At 68.4% G+C, this 6,419-nt stretch carries 3 protein-coding genes; all 3 read right to left on the reverse strand.

The features are described from left to right. Positions 1–114 precede the first annotated feature (114 nt). Genes ACFHVL_RS30475 through ACFHVL_RS30485 form a run of 3 tightly spaced genes read right to left on the reverse strand, consistent with a single transcriptional unit; the run spans position 115 to position 6,403 of the window. Positions 115–1,167, reverse strand: coding sequence for a Wadjet anti-phage system protein JetD domain-containing protein (locus tag ACFHVL_RS30475; RefSeq protein WP_416632041.1), 1,053 nt, complete (start codon positions 1,165–1,167; stop codon positions 115–117). After that, positions 1,164–5,699 (reverse strand): hypothetical protein, encoded by a 4,536-nt coding sequence (locus ACFHVL_RS30480; protein ID WP_416632042.1) that lies wholly within the window; start codon positions 5,697–5,699, stop codon positions 1,164–1,166. Before ACFHVL_RS30480 ends, ACFHVL_RS30475 begins: the two co-directional genes overlap by 4 nt. Beyond that, positions 5,696–6,403, reverse strand: coding sequence for a hypothetical protein (locus ACFHVL_RS30485; protein WP_416632043.1), 708 nt, complete (start codon positions 6,401–6,403; stop codon positions 5,696–5,698). Before ACFHVL_RS30485 ends, ACFHVL_RS30480 begins: the two co-directional genes overlap by 4 nt. Positions 6,404–6,419: the final 16 nt, after the last annotated feature.

A 6,419-nucleotide genomic window follows, 5' to 3' on the forward strand; every position in this document is an offset into this window, starting at 1 on the left:
CCAGGTCAGAAGGCACCTGTCTTTCAAGATCCACTATGTGGACCCGCCCATAATGAAGGGCTGAGGCTAGCGGAGCGCAGTCGGCGTAGGGCCATAGGGCTATGCCTCGGCGTGCTAACCGACGGCCTGCATAAGCAGATTTGGATTGGCGCGCAGCGCGCGTAGGCCAAGGGTCTCTTGAGCAATTCGTCGGCGTGCCCGGAGCAGCTGGGAGACCGGTTCATGTAGATGTTCCGGCATCAAGGCTATTAGCGTGCCAGGGTTGCTGATGCCGGGGTTGGACCTGTCTGGGCGAGGAACGCCGTGGGCGAGCAGCCACTCGTAGAGCGCGGTCGCAGGTCGAAGGGGTGGCAACCTGTGCGCGTTCGCCTTCGCAGCGGCGCCGGCCGCGATGCGCAGTCCAGCGGCGTCGAGGTCGCCCACGTAGTACAGTGCGGTTGGTGCCGGGTCGAGCAGGGTTACGGCTGTGATGGAAGTAGGGAACTGGTTGCCGCAGCCCCATCCGATGTGCAGGTCGGGGCGCACGTCGGGTTCCATTTGTCGGGCGGCCTGCAGGAGCGAGTGGAACGTCGCGTTGTTTTCCGCTACCAGCAGCCGCGTCGGCCCTACCCCGGGGACGTGCTGGGAGGGAAAAGGTACGGGCGTCGGGTAGCACGCAAGCAGGTCGAGGGTCAGGGCGCCGGTGGTGAACAGTCGTTTGGTCGTTTCGATGGCGAGGGCCTTCTCGTCGTCGAGGATCTCCAACGAGCGTTCTTCAAGGGGGACGGGTTCAGCGTCGGGGTTGTTCCGCAGCCAGCTGGCGATCTTGTCCAGAAGTTGGTATTCGTTTGGTCGGCTTGCGATCGCGGCGGCTGCTTCGAGTGCTTGTGGCCAGACTCGCGGTGCCGGTGCCGCTTGGGTCCGACGTGGCTTTGTCGGCTTGCCCACCCATATCGGCAATGGTGGTTTCGTTCGATCGTCCCAGCCGGAGCGTGCCTTTGGTAGCACGACGGTGCCCGCTTCGGCGAGGCCGGTCAGGATGGCGGCGAGCCGGGCCCGTGCTGTCGGATCGCCGACGAGCGTAGGGTCGACGGCAGTGGCATGCCGTAGCAGGCCGTCGACCCGGACTCGACTGGCCGGCTGCTCCGCGACGTAGGCAGCGATGATGTCACCGAGCGCCGTAGTCATGTCGACGTCTCGGGCTGGGCGTGCTTGTCATGGCCGCTGGACGACTCGTCGTGTGCGACCCGGACGCCGGTGAGGAGGCGCTGGTTGGCTCCGTCGGTTAGCGTGTCGTCCGGGACAATGTAGCGGCGGTTCCGGGTGCGGCCCGGGCGGTTGTCCAGCCGGATGACATTGGGGAACCGGGATACGGCATCTGGGTCCTTCACCCCGGTGGTGTAAACGAGCTGGACCTTGTGTGCGGCGGCGACCGCTCGTTGGAGGCCGACGAGGCTGCCGTGTGAGGCACGGCCGATCGGGTTGTCGAGCAGCAGCACGCCGCCCGAGCGATCCCGGCGTCCGGCGTTGACGGCGCGCAGTGCCGCGATGGTGCAGTAGAGCGCGACGCAGACAGTCAGCTTCTCCCCGCCCGACCATTTGCCAAGCCGGGTGATGTCCTCAGTGGTGGGCACGAGGTCCAGGGCGGGTTTGAGTACCTTGACGGTGAAGCCCCGGGTCCCGGCTGCCTCGTGGACGGCATCCTTGAGCAACGGCAGTCCCTCCGGCTTGACGCCATCCGCGATGCGCCGCTCCACGACGCGGTTGACGTAGGTGCGCAGGTCCGCGTCGCTGGCAGGTGGCTCGAAGGAAATTCGGAGCATCTGCTTCCCGGCCCAGCCACCGGTCTTCGTCGCCACTCGCGAGTACCGTTCGGCCTTGCGCAAGGTGTCGAGGGTGTTCGAGACGAGACGGGCGAGGGAATCGGTCACTATCGCCTGGTCCTTGGCGATGTCGGCGAGTTCCCCGTCGATCATGTCCGCGCGCAGTCTGAGTTGCTTGGCCAGCGTTCCCGCGTGCTGCGCCAGCACCTCTTCGGTGTCGTGGAGCACTCGGTCTTTCGCGGGTGTAGCGACCCCCGGGTACCTGCCGCCTGTCGTCCGCAAGTCTCCGACCGCGTTCGCCCGGGAGACCGCCGCGCCGCTCGCGCCCTTCTCCGCGACGCGCAGCGCTTGCACGACCGCCTGTTTGTGGGCCTTCGCCTCGTCCTCAGATCCGGCGAAGGGCGCGACACCCCAGTCGGCCGGGTCGGGAAGGCCGTCGGCGAGCAATTCGAACGCGGTGACCCGGCTCCGGTATTCGCCCTGCTTGCCCTCAAGGTCGCGGAGTTCTCGCTCTGCAGTTGCCCGCTTCTCGATGGAGGCTTGACCGATCCCTTCAAATTCGGCGACCAGGTTGTCGGCCTGCTCCGCTGTGGTCGGTTCAACAGGCAACGCGCGCTTGGGTGGATCGGTGCGCCGTGCCCGAACTCGAGTGAGCGTCGCCGAGTGCTGGTCGATGTCGCCGGAGGCGCGGCCCTTCCGGCCGACCGCCTCCTCCTTGGCTTCTCTGGCGGCGGCCAGTGCCGCCGTCCGGGCCGGCTTGGTCTGTCCCTCTGCGGTGGTGAGCAGGACACCGGCATGTTCCAAAACTTCGGCACTGACCGCGGCGAGGGCCTGCGTCTCGGTCGACAGTGCGGCGGCGAGGTTGCGTTCCCGCTCGGCGAGTACGGACTGGGAGGCTTGGACCTCCCAGGCGCGTGCGGCCTCTTGGCGCCGAGCGCGGAGGACGTCGAGGGACGCCGCTGGATCGTCGGGAACCTCCGGTTCGGAGTCGAGGAATGTCAGGCCGGCCGCTTCGCCCCGGTATGTGTTGGTGGTCCTGCCCTCGGCGTCGGCGAGCCTGCTCTGTTCGGTGGCGTGGTCGAGCGCCCGGTTGGCCTCCTCCGTGAGGCGCTCGGCCCGGGTGTGGGCGTCCTTGGCTCGGGACTCGGCCTCGGCGAGGTCCCTACGCCATTCGATGGCTGCCTCCATCTTTTCAATCAGGCCGGAAAGGCGGGCGCGGGATTTCTCGATGTCGGAGATCTGAAGCTGCGTTTGCTGATCGGCTGCGGTGTCGGCCGTCTCCGCCTCGTCGAGCTCGGCGAGATCCACGCGAGCCTTGTCGAGTGCTGCGGCGACGTCGCGTAGGGTGCTGTCGAGGTCGTCGATGCGGCTGGTGAGGCTGTCGAGGTGCCCGGCGGGGCAGTCGGCGAGCAGTTCGGTGAGCCCGCCGAGCAAGGCCCTGTCGGACTCACGCGCCTCGGTCAGGCGGGACTGCTGCCCGTCGTATGCCTCGGCGCGGTCCGCGATCTGGCGAACGGTGCCTTCGGCCCACGCAGGATCCACCAAGCCCCGATGCAGTCCGGCCCACACGGGTGCAGGTTCGTCGGGGTCCGTGCGGGTGGAACCGACGATCGCGGCGGCCTGGGCCTGGGCGGTGGGGATGACGAGACCGACGCCGAGGCGCGCGAGGTCCGCGTCCGTGACCGTCTCCAATAGGCGTGTACCGGGCAGCAGCGTACGCAGGTGGGCCCAGCCGGTTTCGGCCATGACGCCGTGTTCGGCCAGAACAGCCTGGACTCGTTCGGCGTCGAGGGTGGTGGGTAGCAGTCCGGTGCGCGCGTGTACGTCGAGGATGCGCTGGTCGTCGATGCGTTCTGCTTCCAGACGCACCAGCGCCACGTCGGTGTCGACGATCGCGTCGGACAACCGGCGGGTCAGGGTGTCCGCCTCTGCCCAGAGGTCCACGGGAGCGTCGCCGGTGGCCTCGGTCAGGTCCTGCACGCGTTCGCGTGCGACGAGTTTGGCTGCGCGTTCGGCGAACGCGGCACGGTCCTCCGCGAGCCGGGTACGCTCCGCGTCGAGCCGGACCTGCTCGCCCGTCAGCGTGGTGAGTGTGCCGGTCAGGGCGCGCCGAAGCGCCGGGCGTTGCTCACGACGGCTACGGATCTCGGCAAGAATGCCCGTGAGGGTGGTGTGCTGTTCGGCGAGAGCGGCGTCATGCTTGGCCGGGTTGGTCTGCTCGTTCGGGAGCATGCCGTCGCGGACAGCCATGCGTAAGTCTGTGGCCAGCGACTCCAGCCGGGCGGTCGCGGTCGCCGCATCCTTGTCCGCTGCCTGGGCCTCCTGGCCGGCCTTCTTCGCCGCCGCGCGGTGGGCCTCGACGTTTGCCTTCGCCTTCGTAGCCGCTTCGGTGGCCGTTGCCGCCGTGGTCTCGTGGGCGTCGACGAGTGTACGCAGCCGGGTTTGCAGGCAAGCGGTGTGCTCGTCGTGCTCTCGCCGCAGTGGCGCGGTGCGCTCGCGTTCCTCGCCGGCCTCGCGCCGTGTGTGCTCCAGCGCGTCCTGCAACTGCTTCTTCTCCGCCAGGTGTTCGGCGGCCTCCCAGGCTTCGATGAGTTCGGCGGCGTTGCTGATGTCGGTGTCGGCCTTGCTGAGTTGGTCCTTCGCGGTGCTCAGTCGTATCTGGGCGGCGCGTTCCTCGTACAGGTAGACGAGCTCGTACGCGGCGCCGCTTTCGATCACCGCTGCGGCGCGTCGCTTCTCGATGCCGTCGCGCTGCGCGGCGAGCGCCTCGATCTGATTGTTCGCCTGCCTGGCCGTCGCGGCGAAGGCGGCGGAGAGTTTGGCCGCCTTGTCGACGGCCTGTTGGAGGGCGACCGCTGACGCGTCGACCTCCTGCTGGCAGACGTGGATGCGGTCCAGGCCCGTTGCCGAGTCGAGGCAGAAGTCTCGCTCAGCCGTCTTGGCGGGCTTGGTCGCGAGCAGCGACGCGATCGAGGTCAGGCGATCGGCGACGCTGATCGCGTCTTCCGGTGCGACCGTGAGGTCGATGAGCAGGTCGATGAACTCGCGGGCGGACGAGAACCGGAACATGTCCTCCACGCCGCCCTCGACGTGGTTCATCTGCTTCTGGGTGCGAAACAGCGCCGGGTCGAGGCCCCGGCTGGTCAGCGCGGCCGTCCACTCGTGTTGCTTTTCGGTGGTGACCAGATCCATGGCTTGCGGGTAGGTCGCAGCGTGTTCCTTGAGGGCGGCGACGTAGGCCGCCCGGCGCCGGGGTGCGCCCGCGGCGTCGAGGATGGGGAGCCGCTGCAGATCCAACACCCCCGGCATGGCATAGAACGCGTAGAAGGTCGTGTCGAGCCGGTCCCGGGTGCATTTTGGCGACAGCCGTCCGGAGCCGCGGCCCTTGTCGCCGACGAGCGTGGACGGCATCTCGTGATAGGCCCGCCACGCCTCGTCCAAGCCGTCGTCGGGGACCGGCTCCCCAGCGGCGTCGTGCTCTTGCAGGCGCTCGCACATCGCGCGCATCCACTGCTCGAACTCGACGTCCGCCACGCGGCGAATTCGTTCCTCCTCCAGGTCGGCCGGGGTGGGGTAGGCGTAGGCGGCCACCCCGACCAGGACGAGGCCTGCCATCAGGCGCCCGATCCGGGTCCCCGCGTGGGGCATGTCGCCGACCCGGTAGGCGAACGGAGACTCGGGGCTGACGCCGAGGACGAGTCCGAAGTCGCCGTCGGACAGGACGCGGGCGTGCAGGCCGTGCAGAACAGCATCGGCGGCGATGCGGAAGTCGGACTCTGCGCGGTACCGACCGAGCACCCGACGGTATTCATGGCTGCGTCCGGGTCGCTGGGTGGGTTGCAGCGCATAGGCGATGAGGGTCCCGATGTCGGTGTGATCGTTCTGTGTCAGCGTCATCGCGTCTCCGCGTGTATCCAGGGGTGGTCGGTGACCGGTTGCGGGTCGGCGGTCGCCAGGGCGTCGGGATGCGGAACGATGATCAGGTCGTCGCCGTCCCATCCCGGCAGATCGAGCTTCAGGTCGTCGGCGTCCGCGACGGCACGCGGCCCCAGGATCCGTGCGGTCAGGTCGACCGATGCGGTGTGCTCGGTATCGGTCTCCTCGGGCGCGAAGCACCATAGCGCGGCCAACGCCAGGATCTCCGCGGCCCGCTGCCGGTCGGTGCCGCTGTCTAGGCCGGGATCGGTCAGGGCATCGGCGAGCAGCGCCGACAGGCGGGCGGGCAGGCCGATCCTGATGACGACTCGCCGCGCGGCGTCCACGATGTCCGGCCCGATCGTCGGCGGATCCGGGTCTCCCGCCTCCTCATCGTCGTCAAGGTCACGATCGTCGTCGGTGGGGTCGCGCACCGCCCACAGGTCGTAGACCAGCCGGTACAGCCGAGGCAGTTTCGGAGGGCGCGGACCGGTGATGTCCGACAGCCACCTGTCGGTAACCAGGAGGGCGGTCTCGCTGTCCAGGCCGAGCAACGGGGTGAGGATCTCCCGGCTGAGGTCGGGCAGGTGGCCCAGCGCCGGTGGCCGGAACGACTGCCGATCCTGCTCCTCTAGACGAGTAGTTCCGAAGTCAGGGGTCGATGTCCGGGCATGAGGAGAGGGCATCCAAGATCATGTTGTG

Origin of the sequence: Micromonospora sp. LOL_023, assembly GCF_048060115.1 — a bacterium.
Taxonomy (GTDB): Bacteria; Actinomycetota; Actinomycetes; order Mycobacteriales; family Micromonosporaceae; genus Micromonospora_E.

Bases quoted from the DNA above. Each gene is read 5' to 3' on its own strand.
- ACFHVL_RS30475 (WP_416632041.1), bottom strand. From the start codon at position 1,167: ATGACTACGGCGCTCGGTGACATCATCGCTGCCTACGTCGCGGAGCAG.
- ACFHVL_RS30480 (WP_416632042.1), bottom strand. From the start codon at position 5,699: ATGACGCTGACACAGAACGATCACACCGACATCGGGACCCTCATCGCC.
- ACFHVL_RS30485 (WP_416632043.1), bottom strand. From the start codon at position 6,403: ATGCCCTCTCCTCATGCCCGGACATCGACCCCTGACTTCGGAACTACT.